Raw genomic sequence first — 19584 nt, forward strand, 5'->3', positions numbered from 1 at the left:
GACGACGCCAGGATGACCGTGTCGCCCTGGACGATCCTGATCTGGTGATCACGGTTGGCCATCCGGGACAGGGCCGCCATCGGCTCGCCCTGGGAACCGGTGCAGACCAGCACGACCTCGTCGTCCGGCAGGTCGTCGAGGGTCTTGACGTCGACGACCAGACCCGCCGGAACCTTCAGATAGCCGAGGTCACGGGCGATGCCCATGTTCCGGACCATCGACCGTCCGACGAAGGCGACCCTGCGGCCGTATTCGTGGGCCGTGTCCAGGATCTGCTGGATGCGGTGCACGTGGCTGGCGAAGCTCGCCACGATGATGCGCTTCTGGGCGTTGGCGAAGACCGTGCGCAGGACGTTCGAGATGTCCCGCTCCGGCGGTACGAAGCCGGGCACCTCCGCGTTCGTCGAGTCGGAGAGCAGCAAGTCGATGCCCTCCTCGCTCAGCCGCGCGAAGGCGTGCAGGTCGGTGAGGCGGCCGTCCAGCGGGAGCTGGTCCATCTTGAAGTCGCCGGTGGCGACGGCCATGCCCGCAGGGGTGCGGATGGCGACCGCGAGGGCGTCCGGGATGGAGTGGTTGACCGCGATGAACTCGCAGTCGAAGATGCCGATGCGCTCGCGCTGGCCCTCCGTGACCTCAAGGGTGTACGGACGGATGCGGTGCTCCTGGAGCTTCGCCTCGATGAGCGCGAGGGTCAGCTTGGAGCCGATCAGCGGGATGTCCGGCTTCAGGCGCAGCAGATACGGGACACCACCGATGTGGTCCTCGTGGCCGTGCGTGAGGACGATGCCCTCGATGTCGTCGAGGCGGTCCCGGATCGTCGTGAAGTCCGGAAGGATCAGGTCGATTCCGGGCTGCTCCTCCTCGGGGAAGAGGACGCCGCAGTCGACGATGAGCAGGCGGCCGCCGTACTCGAAGACCGTCATGTTGCGGCCGATTTCGCCGAGGCCGCCGAGCGGGGTGACCCGCAGGCCGCCCTTCGGGAGCTTCGGCGGGGTGCCGAGTTCAGGATGCGGATGACTCAAAAGACTCTCCTTACCACACGCGCCACGTACCGCTTGGGCACGTGGCGCGCATGTCAATCGTGCACTTGCTGTTGTCTTGGGGTGTTGCCCTCTTGCGAGGTTTCTTCGCGTATTCAGTTGTGAAGTCTGTGGTTACAGCTGTACCCCACCGGCGGCGAGATCGATCTTGAGCTGTGCCGTTTCGTGTGCGGAGAGTTCCACCAGGGGGAGGCGCAGCGGACCTGCGGGGAGGCCCTGAAGGGTGAGTGCCGCCTTGGTGGTGATCACGCCCTGGGTACGGAACATGCCGGTGAAGACGGGCAGCAGCTTCTGGTGGATCTCGGTGGCCTTCTGGACGTCTCCGCCGAGGAAGGCCTCGACGAGGGCCCGCAGGTCGGGGGTGACGACGTGCCCGACGACGGATACGAGGCCGACGGCACCCACCGAGAGCAGCGGGAGGTTCAGCATGTCGTCGCCGGAGTACCAGGCGAGGCCCGACTGGGCGATGGCCCAGCTGGCCCGGCCGAGGTCGCCCTTGGCGTCCTTGTTGGCCACGATGCGCGGGTGCTCCGCGAGCCTGACGAGCGACTCTGTGTCGATCGGCACACCGCTGCGGCCGGGAATGTCGTACAGCATCACCGGCAGACCGGTGGTGTCCGCGATCGCCGTGAAGTGCCGCAGCAGGCCCTCCTGCGGCGGCTTGTTGTAGTACGGCGTCACCGCGAGCAGGCCGTGTGCGCCGGTGCGCTCGGCCATGCGGGCGAGCTCGACGCTGTGGCGGGTGTCGTTGGTGCCGATGCCGGCGACGACGTGCGCCCGGTCTCCCACTGCTTCGAGCACAGCCCTTACGAGCTGGTCTTTCTCCGCGTCGCTGGTGGTCGGGGACTCGCCGGTGGTGCCGTTGATGATCAGGCCGTCGTTGCCTGCGTCCACCAGATGGGTGGCGAGCCGCTGGGCGCCGTCGAGGTCGAGTGCGCCGTCCGCCGTGAAGGGCGTGACCATAGCGGTGAGGACCCGCCCGAAGGGGGTCTGCGGAGTGGAGATCGGAGCCATGGGTAACACGCTACTCGTTGCTCGGCGCCGGGTGTCCCCTCGGGGGGACAAGCGATAGGAGCCCGGCACTGCCTGCTCGGGGGTTCAAGCAGTGCCGGGTCCGTTTGATCAGCCTAGATGAACTTCACGAAACGCCGCAATACGGACACCGCCTATGGGGCGACGCGTCCATTTTTGTTGAAGGCTGCATGGGTGAGCGGCATGAGCTCCGCCCAGTGCGCCTCCATCTGCTGGCCGACCATCTCGATCTCGCGCTGCGGGAAGGACGGAACCTTCGCCAGCTCGTGCTGGGTGCGCAGGCCGAGGAAGTGCATCAGCGAGCGGGCGTTGCACGTGGCGTACATCGACGAGAACAGCCCGACGGGGAGAACCGCGCGGGCCACCTCGCGGGCCACACCGGCGGCGAGCATCTCCTGGTACGCCTCGTACGCCTGGCGGTACGAGTCCTCCATGACGCGGCCGGTGAGCTCCTGCTGTGCCTCGGTGCCCTCGACGAACTCGTACTTGCCGGGCCGGCCCTGCTGGACGAGCTTGCGGGACTCCCCCGGTACGTAGAAGACCGGTTCCAGCTCCCTGTAGCGGCCCGATTCCTCGTTGTAGGACCAACCGACGCGGTGCCGCATGAACTCGCGGAAGACGAAGATCGGGGCGCTGATGAAGAAGGTCATCGAGTTGTGCTCGAACGGGCTTCCGTGCCGGTCCCGCATGAGGTAGTTGATGAGCCCCTTGGAGCGCTCAGGATCCTTGGTGACCTCCTCCAGGGACTGCTCACCAGCCGTGGAGACACGGGCGGCGAAGAGCACGTCGGAGTCGCCTGCGGCATGTTTCACCAGCTCAACGGTGACATCGCTGCGGAAGCTGGGCTTTGCGGGCTCGGGGGTCTCGGTCACCGGCGGGGGTCCTTCCAATGGCGTCGCTCGGGCGGCGCCCACTCTACGGGCCCACTGACAACGTGGTCGGCACCGCCCTTTCGAGGATTCTTTCGACCAATTCGGCGATTCGGGGCACCGATCGGGCCCGCCATGCGTCTGACTCAGTAGCACCACCCGAAACAGAGTTCAAGGAGAGTTTCCTCATGTTCCGCCGGCGTGAAGCCGTCCCGTTCTCATTCGTCGCCGAGGCCGACCGATTCCGCAGTAACGTCACACCGCCGCCCCGGCAGCGCAGCACCGTCTCCGAGCTGGCGGCCCGCAGCCTCATCGGGTTCGCTGTGGTCGCAGGCCTCGCCGGATCACTGCTGCTCGGCCTTCCCGCCCTGGCACCCGATCAGTCGTCGTCGCACAGCCAGCAGACCGAGGCAGCACCGGGGCACTGACTCGTACGGGCCCCCTGGGGTGGTACGGCCTGCCACCCCCTCGGTAGCCTCACCGGGCACAGCAATCGAGCGTGCTTGTGAGTGAGGATCAGTCGTGCCCCTGCCCTTCCTGACGGCCGACCGCGCGTTTGACGCCAGCGCCGAGGATGTCGCGCTGCCGTTCGACGACCACGACAGCTGGCGGCGTCCCTACCGCCCCGGCCCGTGGCGGGTCGCGGCCGCGGCCACCCTGCTGCTGCTCGCCTCGTTCGTCCTCTTCGCGGGGATGATCACCGCGTTCGCCGGAGCCCTGCCCGGGGCGGGTGCCTGTCTGGCGCTCGCTCTCGCGCTGATCATCTGCGCCCTGCGGATGCTGCGGGTGGGCGCCTGGGTGAGCCGGCACGGCGTGCGTCGCGTCGGCTTCTTCCGGACGACGACCGTGCCGTGGAACCGCGCCACCGCGGTCCGTACGGTGCAGCAGCCGGTGAAGTGGCTCGGGTTCCCCCGCACCGTTCAGGGACAGGCCCTGATCGTCGTGCGCCGGGGTGGTGACGCGGTGCCGCCGCTGCTCACGGACTCCAACGCGGACTTCCTGACGCGGGGAGAGGCGTTCGACCGGGCCGCCGACACGATTGAGGCCTGGGGGGACGAGTACCGGCAGCACTGAGGCCTTTGCGGCCTTGCCGTCCGGCGACTGGGGTGGTCCTCAGTCGCCGGACGGCTTTTTTGTGTCCTCAGTCGCCCGACGGGCTCAGAAGACCGTCCTCAAACGCCGGACGGGCCTGAAGCACCGGACGCGCTTGAGATGCCCGTCGGGTCTGAGGGGCCGGACGGGGCTGAGGTGCTGGACGGGCTCGTGTGGCTTGAGTCGGCCTTGTGCAGGGTGATCGCGCGTTGCATGGCCTTGCGGGCCCTTGGGGTGTCCCTGGCGTCCTGGTAGGCGACCGCCAGACGGAACCAGCAGCGCCAGTCGTCCGGCGCGTCCTCGGTCTCCGCCTGCCTGCGGACGAACGCCGCGTCGGCGGAGTCCCGGTCGATGCGCCCGCTGGGGGTGCGGGCCAGGTCGTCGACCGGCAGCCCGCCCTCGGCGTCGAGCTCGGCGGCCAGGGCGTTGGCCCGCCGGACGAACTGGGTGTTCTTCCAGAGGAACCAGATGCCGATCAACGGCAGGATCAGCACCGCGACCCCGAAGGTCACCGTGAGGAGCGTGCCGTGCCGGATGAGCAGGATGCCCCGGCTGCCGGCCAGGACGAAGTAGAAGACCAGGACGGCAGCGGTGACGGTGTACGTGATCTTTGCGCGCATGGCGGTGGGCTCAGTCAGTTCAGGTCGAGGAAGTTTTCCAGGCCGAACGTGAGGCCCGGAGTGGACACCACACGGCGGGTACCGAGCAGGATGCCCGGCATGAAGCTGCTGTGGTGCAGCGAGTCGTGCCGGATGGTGAGGGTCTCGCCCTCGCTGCCGAGCAGGACCTCCTGGTGGGCCAGGAGGCCGCGGAGCCGGACCGAGTGGACCGGGACCCCGTCGACGTCCGCTCCACGCGCCCCGTCCAGCGCCGTGCTGGTGGCGTCGGGCTGCGGTGCGCTGCCCGCTTCCCGGCGGGCGGCCGCGATGAGCTGGGCGGTGCGGGCGGCGGTGCCGGAGGGCGCGTCGGCCTTGTTCGGGTGGTGGAGCTCGATCACCTCGACCGACTCGAAGTAGCGCGCGGCCTGCTGCGCGAACTTCATCGTGAGGACCGCGCCGATGGAGAAGTTCGGTGCGATGAGCACACCGGTCCCCGGCGAGCCGGAGAGCCAGGTGTTCAGCTGCGCGAGCCGTTCGTCGGTCCAGCCGGTGGTGCCGACCACGGCGTGGATGCCGTGCCGGACGCAGAAGTCGAGGTTCTCCATCACCGACGCGGGGGTGGTGAGCTCGACGACGGCCTGGGCGCCGGTGTCCGTCAGGGTCTCCAGCTTGTCGCCCCGGCCCAGTGCGGCCACCAGCTCCAGGTCGTCGGCGGCCTCGACCGCTCGTACCGCCTCGGAGCCGATGCGGCCCCGGGCACCGAGAACGGCCACGCGCAGCTTGCTCATGCTTGCTTCTTTCGGGTGACGGGTGACTAGGTGACTAGGTGACGATGTGACTAGGCGACTGTCTCGTGCAGACGGTCCGCCTGCTTGTCCTTGAGCGGACCGATGACCGACAGCGAGGGACGGTGTCCGAGGACCTCGCCCGCCACGGCGCGGACGTCGTCCGGGGTGACCTGCGCGATGCGGCCCAGCATCTCGTCGACCGACATCTGTTCGCCCCAGCACAGTTCGCTCTTGCCGATGCGGTTCATCAGCGCGCCGGTGTCCTCCAGCCCGAGGACCGTGGACCCGGAGAGCTGGCCGATGGCGCGGCTGATCTCCTCGTCGTCCAGTCCGTCCGACGCGACACGGTCGAGCTCGTCGCGGCAGATCTTGAGGACGTCGTGCACCTGGCTGGGGCGGCAGCCCGCGTACACCCCGAAGAGGCCGCAGTCCGCGAAGCCCGAGGTGTACGAGTACACGCTGTAGGCGAGGCCGCGCTTCTCCCGTACCTCCTGGAAGAGGCGGGAGCTCATGCCGCCGCCGAGGGCGGTGTTGAGTACGCCGAGCGCCCAGCGGCGCTCGTCGGTGCGGGCCAGTCCCGGCATGCCGAGGACGATGTGGGCCTGCTCGGTCTTGCGGCCCAGCAGCTCGACCCTGCCCGCGGTGCGCAGCGTGCGGGAGCCCGCGCGGGGCGCCACGGGGGCGGCGTCGGTGCGGGAGAGCGCGCCGGCCCGTTCGAAGGCGTTGCGGACCTGGCGTACGACCGTGGCGTGGTCGACGTTGCCGGCGGCGGCGACGACGAGGTGCGTGGGGTCGTAGTGCTTCTTGTAGAAGCGGGAGATCTGGCCGCGGCTCAGTGCGTTGACCGTGTCGACCGTACCGAGGACCGGACGTCCCAGGGGGGTGTCGCCGAGCATGGTGTGCGCGAACAGGTCGTGCACGCAGTCGCCCGGGTCGTCCTCCGTCATGGCGATCTCCTCGAGGATGACGCCGCGCTCGGCGTCGACGTCCTCGGGGGCGATCAGGGAGCCGGTCAGCATGTCGCAGACGACATCGATGGCCAGCGGCAGGTCCGTGTCCAGGACCCGCGCGTAGTAGCAGGTGTACTCCTTCGCCGTGAAGGCGTTCATCTCGCCGCCGACCGCGTCGATGGCGGAGGAGATGTCCAGGGCGCTGCGCTTGCCGGTGCCCTTGAAGAGGAGGTGTTCGAGGTAGTGCGTCGCGCCGTTCAGAGCCGGGGTCTCGTCGCGTGATCCGACGTTGGCCCAGATGCCGAAGGTGGCGGAGCGTACGGAGGGCAGGGTTTCGGTGACGATGCGCAGGCCGCCGGGGAGGACCGTGCGGCGGACCGTGCCGATGCCGTTGCTGCCCTTGAGAAGCGTTTGGGTACGGGCGACGGCCCGCGCCTCCGAAGAGGTGCGGGCCGTCGTCACGGAACTACGGGACGTCACTTGGCGGCGTCGTCCTTCGTCTCGTCCTCTTCACCCTCGACGACCGGGATCAGCGAGAGCTTGCCGCGGGAGTCGATCTCGGCGATCTCGACCTGGACCTTGGCGCCGACGGCGAGCACGTCCTCGACGTTCTCCACGCGCTTGCCACCGGCGAGCTTGCGGATCTGCGAGATGTGCAGCAGGCCGTCCTTGCCGGGCATCAGGGAGACGAACGCACCGAAGGTGGTGGTCTTGACGACCGTACCCAGGTAGCGCTCGCCGACCTCCGGCATGGTCGGGTTGGCGATCGCGTTGATCGTGGCGCGCGCGGCCTCGGCCTGCGAGCCCTGCTGGGCACCGATGTAGATGGTGCCGTCGTCCTCGATCGTGATGTCGGCGCCGGTGTCCTCCTGGATCTGGTTGATCATCTTGCCCTTGGGGCCGATGACCTCACCGATCTTGTCCACCGGGATCTTGACGGTGATGATCCGCGGGGCGTTCGGGGACATCTCGTCCGGGACGTCGATGGCCTCGTTCATCACATCGAGGATGTGGAGGCGGGCGTCACGGGCCTGCTTCAGCGCGGCGGCCAGGACCGAGGCGGGGATGCCGTCGAGCTTGGTGTCGAGCTGGAGCGCGGTCACGAACTGCTTCGTACCGGCGACCTTGAAGTCCATGTCACCGAACGCGTCCTCGGCACCGAGGATGTCGGTGAGGGCGACGTAGTGGGTCTTGCCGTCGATCTCCTGCGAGATCAGGCCCATGGCGATACCGGCGACGGCGGCCTTGAGGGGCACACCGGCGTTCAGCAGCGACATGGTGGAGGCGCAGACCGAGCCCATGGACGTCGAGCCGTTGGAGCCCAGCGCCTCGGAGACCTGGCGGATCGCGTAGGGGAACTCCTCGCGCGACGGCAGCACCGGCACGATGGCGCGCTCGGCGAGCGCTCCGTGGCCGATCTCGCGGCGCTTGGGCGAGCCCACGCGGCCGGTCTCACCGACGGAGTACGGCGGGAAGTTGTAGTTGTGCATGTAGCGCTTGCGGGTCACCGGGGAGAGGGTGTCCAGCTGCTGCTCCATGCGGAGCATGTTGAGGGTGGTGACGCCCAGGATCTGGGTCTCGCCACGCTCGAACAGCGCCGAGCCGTGCACGCGCGGGATGGCCTCGACCTCGGCGGCGAGCGTACGGATGTCCGTGACGCCGCGGCCGTCGATGCGGACCTTGTCCTTGATGACCCGCTCGCGGACCAGCTTCTTGGTCAGCGCGCGGTAGGCACCGGAGATCTCCTTCTCGCGGCCCTCGAAGGCCGGGAGGAGCTTCTCGCCCGCGATGTCCTTGATGCGGTCGAGCTCCGCCTCGCGCTCCTGCTTGCCGGCGATGGTGAGCGCCTTGGCGAGCTCGGTGCTGACGGCCTTGGTGAGCGCCTCCAGGACGTCGTCCTGGTAGTCGAGGAAGACCGGGAACTCGCCGGTGGGCTTGGCAGCCTTGGCGGCGAGGTCCGACTGGGCCTTGCAGAGCGACTTGATGAAGGGCTTCGCGGCTTCCAGACCGGCGGCGACGACCTCTTCGGTCGGGGCCTCGGCGCCGTCCTTGACCAGCTGGATGGTCTTCTCGGTGGCCTCGGCCTCGACCATCATGATCGCGACGTCGCCGTCCTCCAGGACGCGACCGGCGACGACCATGTCGAAGACGGCGTCCTCGAGCTCGGTGTGCGTCGGGAACGCGACCCACTGGCCCTTGATCAGGGCGACGCGGGTGGCGCCGATGGGGCCGGAGAAGGGCAGGCCCGCCAGGATCGTCGAGGCGGACGCGGCGTTGATCGCGACCACGTCGTACAGGTGGTCGGGGTTGAGCGCCATGATCGTCTCGACGATCTGGATCTCGTTGCGCAGGCCCTTCTTGAAGGAGGGGCGCAGCGGCCGGTCGATCAGGCGGCAGGTGAGGATCGCGTCCTCGGAGGGGCGGCCCTCCCGGCGGAAGAAGGAGCCGGGGATCTTGCCTGCGGCGTACTGCCGCTCCTCGACGTCCACCGTGAGGGGGAAGAAGTCGAGCTGGTCCTTGGGCCGCTTGGAAGCGGTGGTGGCCGACAGCACCATGGTGTCGTCGTCCAGGTACGCGACGGCGGAGCCTGCGGCCTGCTTGGCCAGGCGGCCCGTCTCGAAGCGGATGGTGCGGGTGCCGAAGGTTCCGTTGTCGATAACGGCCTCGGCGTAGTGGGTCTCGTTCTCCACTAGTGATTTCTCCATACTCGTCGTCTTTCGTCCTGTCGCCCGTGTGGCGCAGGACGGTGCGGAGAGGCGCACCGTGTGTGCGGGGCCGGTCTTCGATCGAAGCTCCCGGGCGTTGTCCCGGGGGCCACTACCGAGGACCGGCGGCGGCGTGGGGCGCCTCTCCTCGTCTGGTGTTGTACGTCCAGGTTACTGAGCTTGACCCCAGTCCCGCACGTACGGCAAAGGGAGCGGCCCCCTGGATACGGGCACCGCTCCCTCTCACAGCGTCTTTACTTGGCGCCGCCGGCCGCACCGCGGCGGATGCCGAGGCGGTCGACGAGCGCACGGAAGCGCTGGATGTCCTTCTTGGCCAGGTACTGCAGAAGGCGGCGACGCTGGCCGACCAGGATCAGCAGACCACGACGGGAGTGGTGGTCGTGCTTGTGCGTCTTGAGGTGCTCCGTCAGGTCCGAGATGCGGCGGGAGAGCATGGCCACCTGAACCTCGGGGGAACCGGTGTCGCCCTCCTTCTGCGCGAACTCGGTCATGATCTGCTTCTTCGTAGCGGCGTCGAGCGGCACGCGGTACTCCTCTAGGTGTTCGATGCGCCCACGAGTGCCCCTGGTCTTGATCTCAGGGGGGCTTGCGTGACTCGGGAGCGAAGGTCCGATGAGCGCAGCTCCCAGAACGAACCGGGAACGCGTACACAAACGGCCACGCCCAGACTACCAGCCGCCCGGAGCGCGCCCGACGGGAGCACAGATCAGGGCCGCGCGCTGCGGAATTCCCGACCCGCTCCCCCGCCGTTGCGGGACCTGTACGGTGCCGTGCAGAGCCACCGTACGGAGAGGAACCCGATGGGCACGCAGGCGGAGAAGGACGAGCTGTACGCACTCGACATCTCGGGGGTGGAATGGCTGAGCGCGCCCGGCACCGAGGACGCCGAGGAGCGCGTCGAGATCGCGCATCTGCCCGGCGGAGCGGTGGCGATGAGGTCCTCGCTGGATCCGGAGACCGTGCTGCGCTACACCGAGGCCGAGTGGCGCGCCTTCGTGCTGGGCGCCCGGGACGGCGAGTTCGACCTCAAGTAACGGGCCGGGGCGACGTTCCGGCACACGGCGTTACGGGGTGCGGCGGACTCGGCCCCGGCAGGCACAGGCGGTAGGCACAGTGGGCACGTTCAGGCGGACGTGCCCACTGTCGTGTGCGAAATGTTCAGGTTTCTCTGCGTAGATGTGCCTGTTTGATCGCATCCCCCTTCACTCTGCGCCGCACTCAGTTCACTTGGGGGCAGTACGTGACGTACGGGACAGCGCACGGGGTCCCGTACGGCCTGCCGTAGCGGGCCCGATGACGATTAGGGTGGGTGCGGACGCGGCAGAAGAACCTGCGGGCAGGCAACGCGCGTCCCAGGGGGAGAGCCGGGCGGTTCGCACTGTGTGGGAACGGTCGCCCCCACCCACCACGGCACAGAGGGTGCTCGACCACACCAGGAGGCAAAGTGAACGGCGATCGGGACGAGATGCGCGGGAGCTGGGACAGGCCCGTCGACGAGTCGACCGACGCGGAGCCCGCCGAGACGACGGGTGAGTTCACCATCGACTACACCCCGCCCGCCTGGTACACGCAGAATACGCCGGGCGACTCCGCAGGCGGCGCAGGAACACACCTGGCTCCGCCCCCGCCGCCCAACGGCGCACCGGTGTCCGCACCCGGGCTGTCGGCCGGCGGCGGTTACGAACCCGGCTGGACTCCGGCCGCGCCGGCGCAGCCCGCACCGCAGGCCCCGGCGCCCGCCCCGGCTCAGCCCGCCCCGGCAGCACCGGCCCCGGCGGCCCCCGTCCCCGCGCCCGCAGCGACGGACGGCGGCGGTGCGGCCGATCCGGCCGGGAACGGCGACGTGGAGAGCGGCTCGACCGTGCGGTTCTCGTCCGCCGCCCTGCGGCGGGAGATCGCGGAGCGCGAGGCGCCCGCCGCATCGCCGAGCCCGAGCCCGAGCCCCGGCGCGGACGCGGCCGACGCCGGTACGGACACGGACGCCGCACCTGACCGGACCGCCCCGGAGGATGCGGGCGAGCCGGACTCGCCGGCGCCCTCCGACACCGCGTCGGCGGAGCCCGACGAGCCCTCGGCCGACGCGACGAACGGCACCGGTGACGACAGCACGCCCCAGGCCGACGGCGCGCCGGACGAAGCGCCGTCCGCCGACGCACCGTCCCCCGACGCACCGCAGAACGCCCCCGTCCCCTGGGCGCCCGCACCGCCGCAGGGCGGGCTGCCGCCGCTGCCGCCCTCCTTCGAGCCGGCCGCACCGCAGCCCGCCGCGCCCCAGCCCGCGTCGCAGTGGCCGGGACAGCCCTCGGCGAACGAGGCTCCGGGCGGCTACGGGTTCCCGCAGACCCCGGCGGCCCAGGCGCCCCAGAGCCCTCAGCAGCCCGGGTTCCCTCAGCAGCCCCAGCCCGGAGCGCCCGCACCGCAGGCGGGCTACGGCTTCCCTCAGCAGCCTCCCGCGCCGCAGCAGGCACAGCAGCCGCACCAGGCACAGCAGCAGCCCGGAGCCCCGCTCCCGATGCCGCACTCGCCGCAGGCCTCTCCTTATGCACCGCAGGCGCCCCAGCCGCCGCAGACACCTCAGTGGCCGGCGCAGCAGCAGGGCGCTCCGCAGCCGCCGCCCGGACCCCAGCCGCAGCAGCAGGGCGGTTACGGCTTCCCGCAGGGCGGCCACCCGCAGGCCCAGGGCGGGCCGAACCTGCCCGCCCAGATCCCCCCGCACCAGCTCCAGCAGCAGGGGCAGCCTGTACAGCAGGGCCAGCAAGGGCAGCAGCTTCCGCCGCAGCAGGGGGCGCCCGTCGACCCGCGCGCCGGAGCCGCCTGGCCCACTCCCGTCACCCACGACCAGCGCGAGCGTTCGGTGCAGGGCGCACCGCTCGGGTACACGGCGGCGGTGGAGCTCTCGTCGGACCGGCTGGTCCGGGGCAAGCAGAAGACGAAGAGCAGCCGGGGCCCGTCCGCGGCCTCCCGCTTCAAGATCGGCGGCAAGAAGGAGGAGATCGAGCGTCAGCGCAAGCTCGAACTGATCCGCACCCCGGTCCTCTCCTGCTACCGGATCGCGGTGATCAGCCTCAAGGGCGGCGTCGGCAAGACCACGACGACCACCGCGCTCGGCTCCACCCTGGCCACCGAACGGCAGGACAAGATCCTGGCCATCGACGCCAACCCGGACGCCGGCACGCTGGGCCGCCGGGTCCGCCGCGAGACCGGGGCGACCATCCGCGACCTGGTCCACGCGATCCCGCACCTGCACTCGTACATGGACATCAGGCGGTTCACCTCGCAGGCGTCCTCCGGTCTTGAGATCATCGCCAACGACGTGGACCCGGCCGTCTCGACCACGTTCAACGACGAGGACTACCGGCGCGCGATCGAGGTGCTGGGCAAGCAGTACCCGATCATCCTCACCGACTCCGGCACCGGTCTCCTCTACAGCGCCATGCGCGGCGTGCTGGACCTCGCCGACCAGCTGATCATCATCTCCACGCCGTCGGTCGACGGTGCGTCAAGTGCCTCCACCACGCTGGACTGGCTGTCGGCGCACGGTTACGCCGATCTGGTGCAGCGTTCCCTCACGGTGATCTCCGGGGTCCGCGAGACCGGCAAGATGATCAAGGTCGACGACATCGTGCAGCACTTCGAGACGCGCTGCCGCGGCGTGGTCGTCGTGCCGTTCGACGAGCACCTGTCGGCCGGCGCCGAGGTGGACCTCGACATGATGCGCCCGAAGACGCGGGAGGCGTACTTCAACCTCTCCGCGCTCGTCGCCGAGGACTTCTCGCGCGCCCAGCAGCAGCAGGGGCTGTGGACGTCGAACGGCGGCAACCAGCCGCCGCAGTACGCCCCGCCGATGCCCGGCCAGCAGCAGGCGCCGGGCCAGCAGCCTTACGCGCCGCAGCAGCCGGGCCAGCCGTATCCGCCCCAGCAGCCCTACGGCGGCCAGCAGCCGCAGCAGCCGTACGGCGGTCAGCAGCCCTATCCGCAGCAGCCGGCCCCCGGCGCCGGTCAGGGCTGGCAGCAGCAGCCCCCGCAGGCCCAGCCGCCCGCCGACCCGGCCGGCCACCCGCAGCAACAGCAGTACGGCGGACCGGCCGTTCAGCCCGGTCAGCCGGGGCAACCGGGGCAACCCGCCCACCCCGGACTTCAGGGTCCCGTGCCGCCTGCGGGATGGCAGCAGCAGCCTCCGCCAGCGCCTCAACAGTAAGGCGTCAGAGGTCTAAACCAATGAGGGTCCGCATCGTCTCCACGATGCGGGCCCTCTGCGCATTCCCGCAGCCCACACGCCGTTTCGATGACCGTTGACGCGGCTCGACCACCGCTGATAAACCTTCGCTTCACCAGCTGGCGATCCACAGATCAACCCGCCTTCTCCGTGCGAGTCATGACGCGAGGTCCCTGACCATGGTCGAAAGAGTTCCACCACACGCCGCCCAGCCACGCTCACGTCTGCGTATCCTCCTGGCCTCCGGCGCCGCCGCCCTCGGACTCGCCGCCGCGTCCGTCGTGCCGGGGGTGCCGCTCGGGGCAGCCTCGCCCCAGCAGGCACAGGCCGCCGACAGCGGCAAGTCGACACTGACCGTCGCGGTGGCGCAGAGCGTCGACTCGCTGAGTCCGTTCCTCGCCCAGAAGCTGCTGAGCACCAGCGTCTCCCGGCTCATGTACGACTTCCTGACGAACTATGACGTCAAGGACAACCACGCGATCCCGGGCCTCGCCACCAAGTGGGAGCCGTCCGCGGACAAGCTGACGTGGACGTACACCATCCGGTCCGACTCCAAGTGGTCCGACGGTCAGCAGGCCACCGCCGAGGACGCGGCCTGGACCTTCAACAAGATCATGACCGACGAGGCAGCCGCCCAGTCCAACGGCAGCTTCGTCACCAACTTCAAGAAGGTGACGGCTCCGAGTCCCACAAAGCTCGTCATCGAGCTGAAGGAGCCGCAGGCCACCATGGCCGCGCTCGATGTGCCGATCGTCCCCAAGCACGTCTGGGAGAAGGTCGGGGACTTCTCGAAGTTCAACAACGACACGAAGTTCCCGATCGTGGGCAACGGGCCCTTCATCCTGACCGACTACAAGGTCGACCAGTATGTGAAGCTCAAGGCCAACAAGGACTTCTGGCGCGGCTCGCCCAAGTTCGACGAGGTGGTCTTCAAGACCTACAAGGACCAGGACGCCGCGGTCGCCGCGCTCCGCAAGGGCGAGGTCTCTTTCGTCGCCGGTTCGCCCGCGCTGACGCCCGCTCAGGCCGCGTCGCTCAAGGGCGAGAAGAACGTCAAGGTGAACGAGGGTCCGGGCCGCCGGTTCTTCGCGCTGGCCACCAACCCCGGCGCGCAGACCAAGGACGGCAAGAAGTTCGGCAACGGCAACAAGGCGCTGCTCGACCAGAAGGTCCGCCAGGCGCTGTTCCTGTCGATCGACCGCGACACCCTCATCGACAAGGTCTTCCAGGGCCACGCCGTCAACGGCGCGGGCTACATCCCGCCGCGCTTCCCCGCCTACAAGTGGGAGCCGTCGGCGAGTCAGAAGCTGGGCTACGGCCCGGCCAAGGCGGCCAAGCTGCTCGACCAGGCGGGCTACAAGCTCAAGGGCGACCAGCGCGTCGGCAAGGACGGCAAGCCGCTCGACCTGCGCATCCTGTGCCACGCCACGGACCCGAACGACAAGGCGATCGGCAAGTACCTCAAGGAGTGGTGGGGCAAGCTCGGCATCGGCCTCAAGGTCGACTGCCTCGACGACGTCTCGGTGCCCTGGTACGCCGGTGAGTACGACCTCGCCTTCGACGGCTGGTCGGTCAACCCCGACCCGGACTTCGTCCTCGGCATCCACACCTGCGCCGCCCTGCCGGTCAAGGCCAAGGCGAGCGCGGCCACGGACAACTTCATCTGCGACAAGACGTACGACGAGCTGTACAAGAAGCAGCTCGCCGAGTACGACCCCGCCAAGCGGGCGGACATCGTCAAGCAGATGCAGTCCTGGCTCTACGACTCCGGTTACATGAACGTCATCGCGTACCCGAACGCGGTCGAGGCCTACCGCACGGACCAGATCAAGTCGATCTCCACCATGCCCGAGGCGGCCGGCAACATCTACGGCCAGGACGGGTACTGGAGCTGGTGGTCGGCCGTACCGGCGGGCAGCGGCGACGGAACGGACAACGACAGCGGCTCGGGTTCCACCGGGATCGTCATCGGCATCGTGGTCGTCGTCGTGGTCCTGGCGGGTGGCGGATTCCTCCTCATGAGGCGGCGTCGCACCACTGCGGACGACCGCGAGTAGTTCCATGGACCGCGGGCATTTTCCGCGGACCGGATGAGAGCGAGCGGCGGCGGGGCCCCGGACAACGGCGGCCCCGCCGGCCCCTCTCTCTAAGTGCAGCACGAGTAACGAGAGTTCCCTCATGACAGCTGACAGCACTCCGGCGCTCGTGAAACAGGCGGATGCGGATACCGACGGTCCGGCTCCGGCCGGTCCGCCGGCCGCACGCAGTCCACGGGCGCGCGACACCAAGGCCTACCTCAGGTACGTGGCCGCCAAGATCCTCGGCGCGGCGGTCTCGCTGTTCGCCGTTCTGGTCACCAGCTTCTTCCTCTTCCGGCTCATCCCCAGCGACCCGGTGAAGCAGATGACGGGCGGCCGCCGGGTCTCCTCCGAGCAGCTCGAGTCGCTGCGCCATCAGTTCGGCCTCGACCAGCCGATGTGGAAGCAGTTCACCTCCTACGTGGGGGACGCGCTCACCGGCGACTTCGGCACCTCGTACCAGTTCCACGCCCCGGTGATGGACAAGATCGTCGAGGCGCTTCCGGCGACGCTGCTGCTGACCGGCACGGCGTACGTCCTGTACAGCGCGCTCGGCCTCTGGCTGGGCACCCGTACCGCCTGGCGCAACGGCTCCACGAGCGACCGGTTCAACACCGCGCTGGCGCTCACGCTCTACTCGGTGCCGTCGTTCTGGCTCGGGCTCCTCCTGATCATCGTCTTCGCGGTGGGCATCGGACCGATCCCGGGCATGTTCCCGACCGGCGGTCTGGAGTCGGGCAACGAGACGGGGTTCGCGTACGTCCTGGACGTCGCACACCACATGGTGCTCCCGGTGATCACCCTGGTCGCGGTCGGCTACGCGCAGACGCTCCTGGTGATGCGCTCCTCGCTGCTCGACGAGATGGGCAGCGACTACCTGACGACGGCCCGCGCGAAGGGGCTGCGCGACGACTCGGTACGCCGCAAGCACGCCGTGCCCAACGCGATGCTGCCAACTTTCACGCTGATGTTCGTCAACCTGGGCCATGTGGTCGCCGGACAGATCCTGGTCGAGACGGTGTTCTCCTGGCCGGGTCTCGGCGGCCTCTTCTACCAGGGACTCAGCGTCCCTGACCTGCCACTCGTCCAAGGGCTCTTCTTCGTCTTCGCCACCGCGGTGATCCTGGCGAACACCCTGGCCGACGTGCTGTATCCGCTGCTCGATCCCCGGGTGGGCCGATGACGACCGAATCCATGCCCGCCTCCGCCCCCGAGGCCGGGAACCCCGCGCCCGAGGGACCCGGTACCGGCGTGTCCAAGAGTCCGCGCGCACTGGCCAGAGCCCGCAAGCGCCGCTCCGTGGCCCGCTTCTGGCGCGAGTACCGCAAGCACCCGGGCGGCCTCTGGGGGCTGGCCGGGCTCATCCTGATCGCCCTGATCGCCGTGTTCGCGCCGGTGCTGGTCGGCAACGACTCGCAGAGCGTCACCGCCGCCCCCGGCGGGGCGCTGGAGTCCCCGAGCGCAGAGTTCCCGCTCGGCACCGACCAGTTCGGCCGCAGCGTGCTCGCCCTGCTGGTGTGGGGCGCGCGTGTCTCGCTGACCGTCGGGCTGCTCGCCGCCTTCCTGTGCGTCGCCATCGGCACGGTCGTCGGCATCCTCGCGGGCCACTTCCGCGGCTGGTACTCGACGGTACTGATGCGGGTCACCGACTGGTTCCTGGTGATGCCGACCCTGGTCCTGGCGATCGCGCTGGCCACCGTGATGGACCGCTCGCTGTGGACGGTCATCATCGCGATCGGGGTCACCACCTGGCCGACGACGGCCCGTCTGGTGCGGGCGCAGACGCTCGCCGTGGAGTCCCGCCCCTACATCGAGCGGGCACGGGCGCTGGGCGGCGGACACGGCCACATCATGACCCGGCACGTCCTGCCGAACGTGATGCCGCTCGTCCTCGCCCAGACCACACTGGTGATCTCCAGCGCGATCCTGACCGAGGCCACCCTGGCCTTCCTCGGCCTCGGCGACCCGACCATCACCTCCTGGGGCGGCATGCTCCAGGACGCCCGCGAGGCCGGCGCCGTCAGCTCGGGCGACTGGTGGTACCTGGCACCGCCCGGTATCGCCATCGCCCTGGTGGCCCTGGCGTTCACGCTGTGCGGCCGCGCCATCGAGACCGTCCTCAATCCCAAGCTGGGGGTGGCCCGTTGAGCACGACGAGCATCCGTAAGACGCCTCTTCTCCAGGTCCGCGACCTGACGGTGACGTACGCCGGCGGGGCCCGAGCGGTCCGCGGGGTCGATCTGGAAGTGGACGCGGGCCAGAAGCTCGGCATCGCCGGGGAGTCGGGGTGCGGGAAGTCGACGCTGGCGCTCGCGCTGCTGCGGCTGCTGCCTGCGGGCACGAAGGTCACCGGCGAGATCCTGCTGAACGGCGAGGACGTCCTCACCATGAAGTGGGGCCGGGTCCGGGCCGTGCGCTGGGCAGGCGCCTCGATCGTCTTCCAGGGCGCGATGCACTCGCTCAACGCGGTGCACCGCATCGGGGACCAGATCGCCGAGCCGATCGTGCTGCACAGCAAGGCCTCCCAGACCGCCGCCCGCAAGCGGGCCGGCGAGCTGCTGGAGCAGGTGGGGCTGCCCGCCGCCCGGGTGGACGCCTATCCGCACGAGCTGTCCGGCGGGCAGCGCCAGCGCGTGATGATCGCGATGGCGCTCGCCTGCGACCCCGGGCTGATCATCGCCGACGAGCCGACGACGGCCCTCGACGTGATGATCCAGGCCCAGATCCTGCGCCTGATCGAGCAGCTGGTCTCCGAGCAGGACCTCGGGCTGATCATGATCAGCCATGACCTGGCGGTGCTCTCGGACACCTGCGACCGGCTCGCGGTGATGTACGCGGGACGCGTCGTCGAGCAGGGGCCCGCCTCCGAGGTCTACGAGAACGCCACCCACCCGTACAGCAAGGCCCTGTCCGGCGCCTTCCCGCGCATCGGGGACCCGGCCTCCCGGTTCGCTCCCCGGGGGCTGCCGGGCGATCCGCCCGACCCGTCGGCGCTGCCGGCCGGCTGCACCTTCCACCCGCGCTGCCCGGTGGCCCTGGACTCCTGCACCACGCTGGACCAGGAGCTGCGGGACGCCGGGCCCGGACGGCAGGCCGCCTGTGTGCTGGTGGGCCCGCAGGGGGCCGCAGCGCCGGTCCTGCCGGGCGCCGAGGAAGCAAGGAGCACCACATGACCACCACCACGGACCTGCTCAGCGCCCAGGCGCTGCGGGTCGCCTTCCCCGGCAGGCACGGCGCCGAGCCGGCGCGGGCCGTCGACGGCGTCGACCTGGACATCAGGCCGGGCGAGATCGTCGCCCTGGTCGGGGAGTCCGGCTGCGGCAAGACGACCCTGGCGCGTTCACTGCTGGGCCTGGTCCCGCCGACCTCCGGGCAGATCACGTTCGGCGGCAAGCCGCTCGGCTACGGGAGCCGTGCGCTCAAGGCCTACCGCAAGCGGGTCCAGCTGGTGCTCCAGGACCCGAGCGGCTCCCTGAACCCGCGCCATACGGTGTACGACGCGGTGGCCGAGGGGCTGCGGATCCACCGGTACGGCGGCGACGAGCGGGAGGCGGTGACCAGCGCCCTGTCCCGGGCCGGGCTGCGGCCGCCGGAGCGGTTCTTCCTGCGCTACCCGCACGAGCTGTCCGGCGGCCAGCGCCAGCGCGTCGTGATCGCGGGGGCACTGGTCCTGGAACCGGAACTCATCGTGGCCGACGAGCCGGTGGCCTCGCTGGACGCCTCGGTGCGCGGCGAGATCCTGGCGCTGCTGCTGCGGCTGCGGGACGAGCTGGGCCTGTCCGCCCTGGTGGTCACACACGACCTCGGACTGGCGTGGAACATCGCGGACCGGGTGGCGGTGATGTACCTCGGCCGGATCGTGGAGACCGGTGACGTCGAGCAGATCCTCACCGCTCCCCGGCATCCGTACACCCAGGCGCTGCTGTCGGTGCTGCCGGAGGCGGAGGGCGATCCGGTGGTGCTGAGCGGCGAGCCGCCGGACCCGTCCAAGGTGCCGTCCGGCTGCCGCTTCCACGTCCGCTGCCAGGTGCTGGCCTCCGGTGAGGCGGAGCGGGCGGGGGTCGCGGACGCGTGCCGTACCAAGGATCTGCCGGTGCTCGCGGGGGGCGGCGAGACGCAGGTGGCGTGCCACTGGGCGAACGCGGTGGTGGCGGCGCCGTCGTCGTAGGCGTGACGTGCGGTGGCGGGCGGGTC

17 protein-coding genes (1 of these 17 cut by a window edge) are annotated in these 19584 nt (G+C 69.8%); 9 read left to right on the forward strand and 8 right to left on the reverse strand.

Annotation, left to right across the window (positions count from 1 at the left end; all coding sequences use genetic code 11):
• The 3 genes from EDD93_RS00020 to thyX all read right to left on the reverse strand — a co-directional run.
• Positions 1 to 1022: the 5' portion of a ribonuclease J gene (locus tag EDD93_RS00020; RefSeq protein WP_123523202.1), read on the reverse strand. The gene continues 664 nt to the left of window position 1, outside the view; only the first 1022 of its 1686 coding nucleotides appear in the window; its start codon is at positions 1020 to 1022; its stop codon lies off the left edge, out of view.
• A gap of 132 nt (positions 1023 to 1154) precedes the next feature.
• Positions 1155 to 2054, reverse strand: coding sequence for a 4-hydroxy-tetrahydrodipicolinate synthase (gene dapA / locus EDD93_RS00025; protein ID WP_123523203.1), 900 nt, complete (start codon positions 2052 to 2054; stop codon positions 1155 to 1157).
• A gap of 152 nt (positions 2055 to 2206) precedes the next feature.
• Positions 2207 to 2944 carry an FAD-dependent thymidylate synthase gene (gene thyX / locus EDD93_RS00030; protein WP_123523204.1) on the reverse strand — a complete coding sequence of 246 codons (738 nt, stop codon included), beginning with the start codon at positions 2942 to 2944 and terminating at the stop codon, positions 2207 to 2209.
• A 185-nt stretch (positions 2945 to 3129) separates the two neighbouring features.
• Between thyX and EDD93_RS00035 the strand changes: the two genes are divergently transcribed.
• The gene (locus EDD93_RS00035) at positions 3130 to 3369 is read left to right on the forward strand and encodes a hypothetical protein (RefSeq protein ID WP_123523205.1); all 240 of its coding nucleotides are present in this window, start codon (positions 3130 to 3132) and stop codon (positions 3367 to 3369) included.
• Positions 3370 to 3463: 94 nt separating this feature from the next.
• A complete protein-coding gene (locus EDD93_RS00040; RefSeq protein WP_123523206.1) occupies positions 3464 to 4015 on the forward strand; it encodes a hypothetical protein in 552 nt (183 codons plus the stop codon).
• A gap of 98 nt (positions 4016 to 4113) precedes the next feature.
• Here EDD93_RS00040 and EDD93_RS00045 read toward each other — a convergent pair whose 3' ends face one another.
• The 5 genes from EDD93_RS00045 to rpsO all read right to left on the reverse strand — a co-directional run bounded on the left by EDD93_RS00045 (position 4114) and on the right by rpsO (position 9620).
• Entirely contained in the window at positions 4114 to 4653 is a 540-nt protein-coding gene (locus EDD93_RS00045; protein WP_123523207.1) for a hypothetical protein, read from the reverse strand.
• Positions 4654 to 4667: 14 nt separating this feature from the next.
• Entirely contained in the window at positions 4668 to 5420 is a 753-nt protein-coding gene (gene dapB, locus EDD93_RS00050) for a 4-hydroxy-tetrahydrodipicolinate reductase (RefSeq protein WP_123523208.1), read from the reverse strand.
• A 50-nt stretch (positions 5421 to 5470) separates the two neighbouring features.
• A complete protein-coding gene (locus tag EDD93_RS00055; RefSeq protein WP_123523209.1) occupies positions 5471 to 6850 on the reverse strand; it encodes a pitrilysin family protein in 1380 nt (459 codons plus the stop codon).
• Entirely contained in the window at positions 6847 to 9060 is a 2214-nt protein-coding gene (locus EDD93_RS00060) for a polyribonucleotide nucleotidyltransferase (protein WP_123523210.1), read from the reverse strand. Before EDD93_RS00060 ends, EDD93_RS00055 begins: the two co-directional genes overlap by 4 nt.
• Before the next feature lie 269 nt (positions 9061 to 9329).
• A complete protein-coding gene (rpsO, locus tag EDD93_RS00065; protein WP_018551846.1) occupies positions 9330 to 9620 on the reverse strand; it encodes a 30S ribosomal protein S15 in 291 nt (96 codons plus the stop codon).
• A 276-nt stretch (positions 9621 to 9896) separates the two neighbouring features.
• Here rpsO and EDD93_RS00070 point away from each other — a divergent pair, with 276 nt between their 5' ends.
• The 7 genes from EDD93_RS00070 (at position 9897) to EDD93_RS00100 (ending at position 19558) form a co-directional block, all read left to right on the forward strand.
• The gene (locus EDD93_RS00070) at positions 9897 to 10130 is read left to right on the forward strand and encodes a DUF397 domain-containing protein (RefSeq protein WP_073739179.1); all 234 of its coding nucleotides are present in this window, start codon (positions 9897 to 9899) and stop codon (positions 10128 to 10130) included.
• Between the two features lie 410 nt (positions 10131 to 10540).
• Positions 10541 to 13294: an SCO5717 family growth-regulating ATPase gene (locus tag EDD93_RS00075; protein ID WP_123523211.1), complete on the forward strand. Its 2754-nt coding sequence runs from the start codon at positions 10541 to 10543 to the stop codon at positions 13292 to 13294.
• A gap of 197 nt (positions 13295 to 13491) precedes the next feature.
• Complete coding sequence (locus EDD93_RS00080) at positions 13492 to 15369, forward strand: ABC transporter substrate-binding protein (protein WP_123523212.1); 1878 nt, start codon at positions 13492 to 13494, stop codon at positions 15367 to 15369.
• 121 nt (positions 15370 to 15490) lie between these two features.
• Entirely contained in the window at positions 15491 to 16573 is a 1083-nt protein-coding gene (locus EDD93_RS00085) for an ABC transporter permease (protein WP_123523213.1), read from the forward strand.
• A complete protein-coding gene (locus tag EDD93_RS00090; protein ID WP_260255573.1) occupies positions 16570 to 17538 on the forward strand; it encodes an ABC transporter permease in 969 nt (322 codons plus the stop codon). The genes EDD93_RS00085 and EDD93_RS00090 overlap by 4 nt, the downstream gene beginning before the upstream one ends.
• On the forward strand, positions 17535 to 18563 hold the full coding sequence (locus tag EDD93_RS00095; RefSeq protein ID WP_123523214.1) for an ABC transporter ATP-binding protein: 1029 nt from the start codon (positions 17535 to 17537) through the stop codon (positions 18561 to 18563). Before EDD93_RS00090 ends, EDD93_RS00095 begins: the two co-directional genes overlap by 4 nt.
• Complete coding sequence (locus EDD93_RS00100; protein WP_123523215.1) at positions 18560 to 19558, forward strand: ABC transporter ATP-binding protein; 999 nt, start codon at positions 18560 to 18562, stop codon at positions 19556 to 19558. The genes EDD93_RS00095 and EDD93_RS00100 overlap by 4 nt, the downstream gene beginning before the upstream one ends.
• The last annotated feature ends 26 nt before the right edge of the window (positions 19559 to 19584 follow it).

The sequence above is a fragment of the Streptomyces sp. 840.1 genome, assembly GCF_003751445.1.
Taxonomy (GTDB): Bacteria; Actinomycetota; Actinomycetes; order Streptomycetales; family Streptomycetaceae; genus Streptomyces.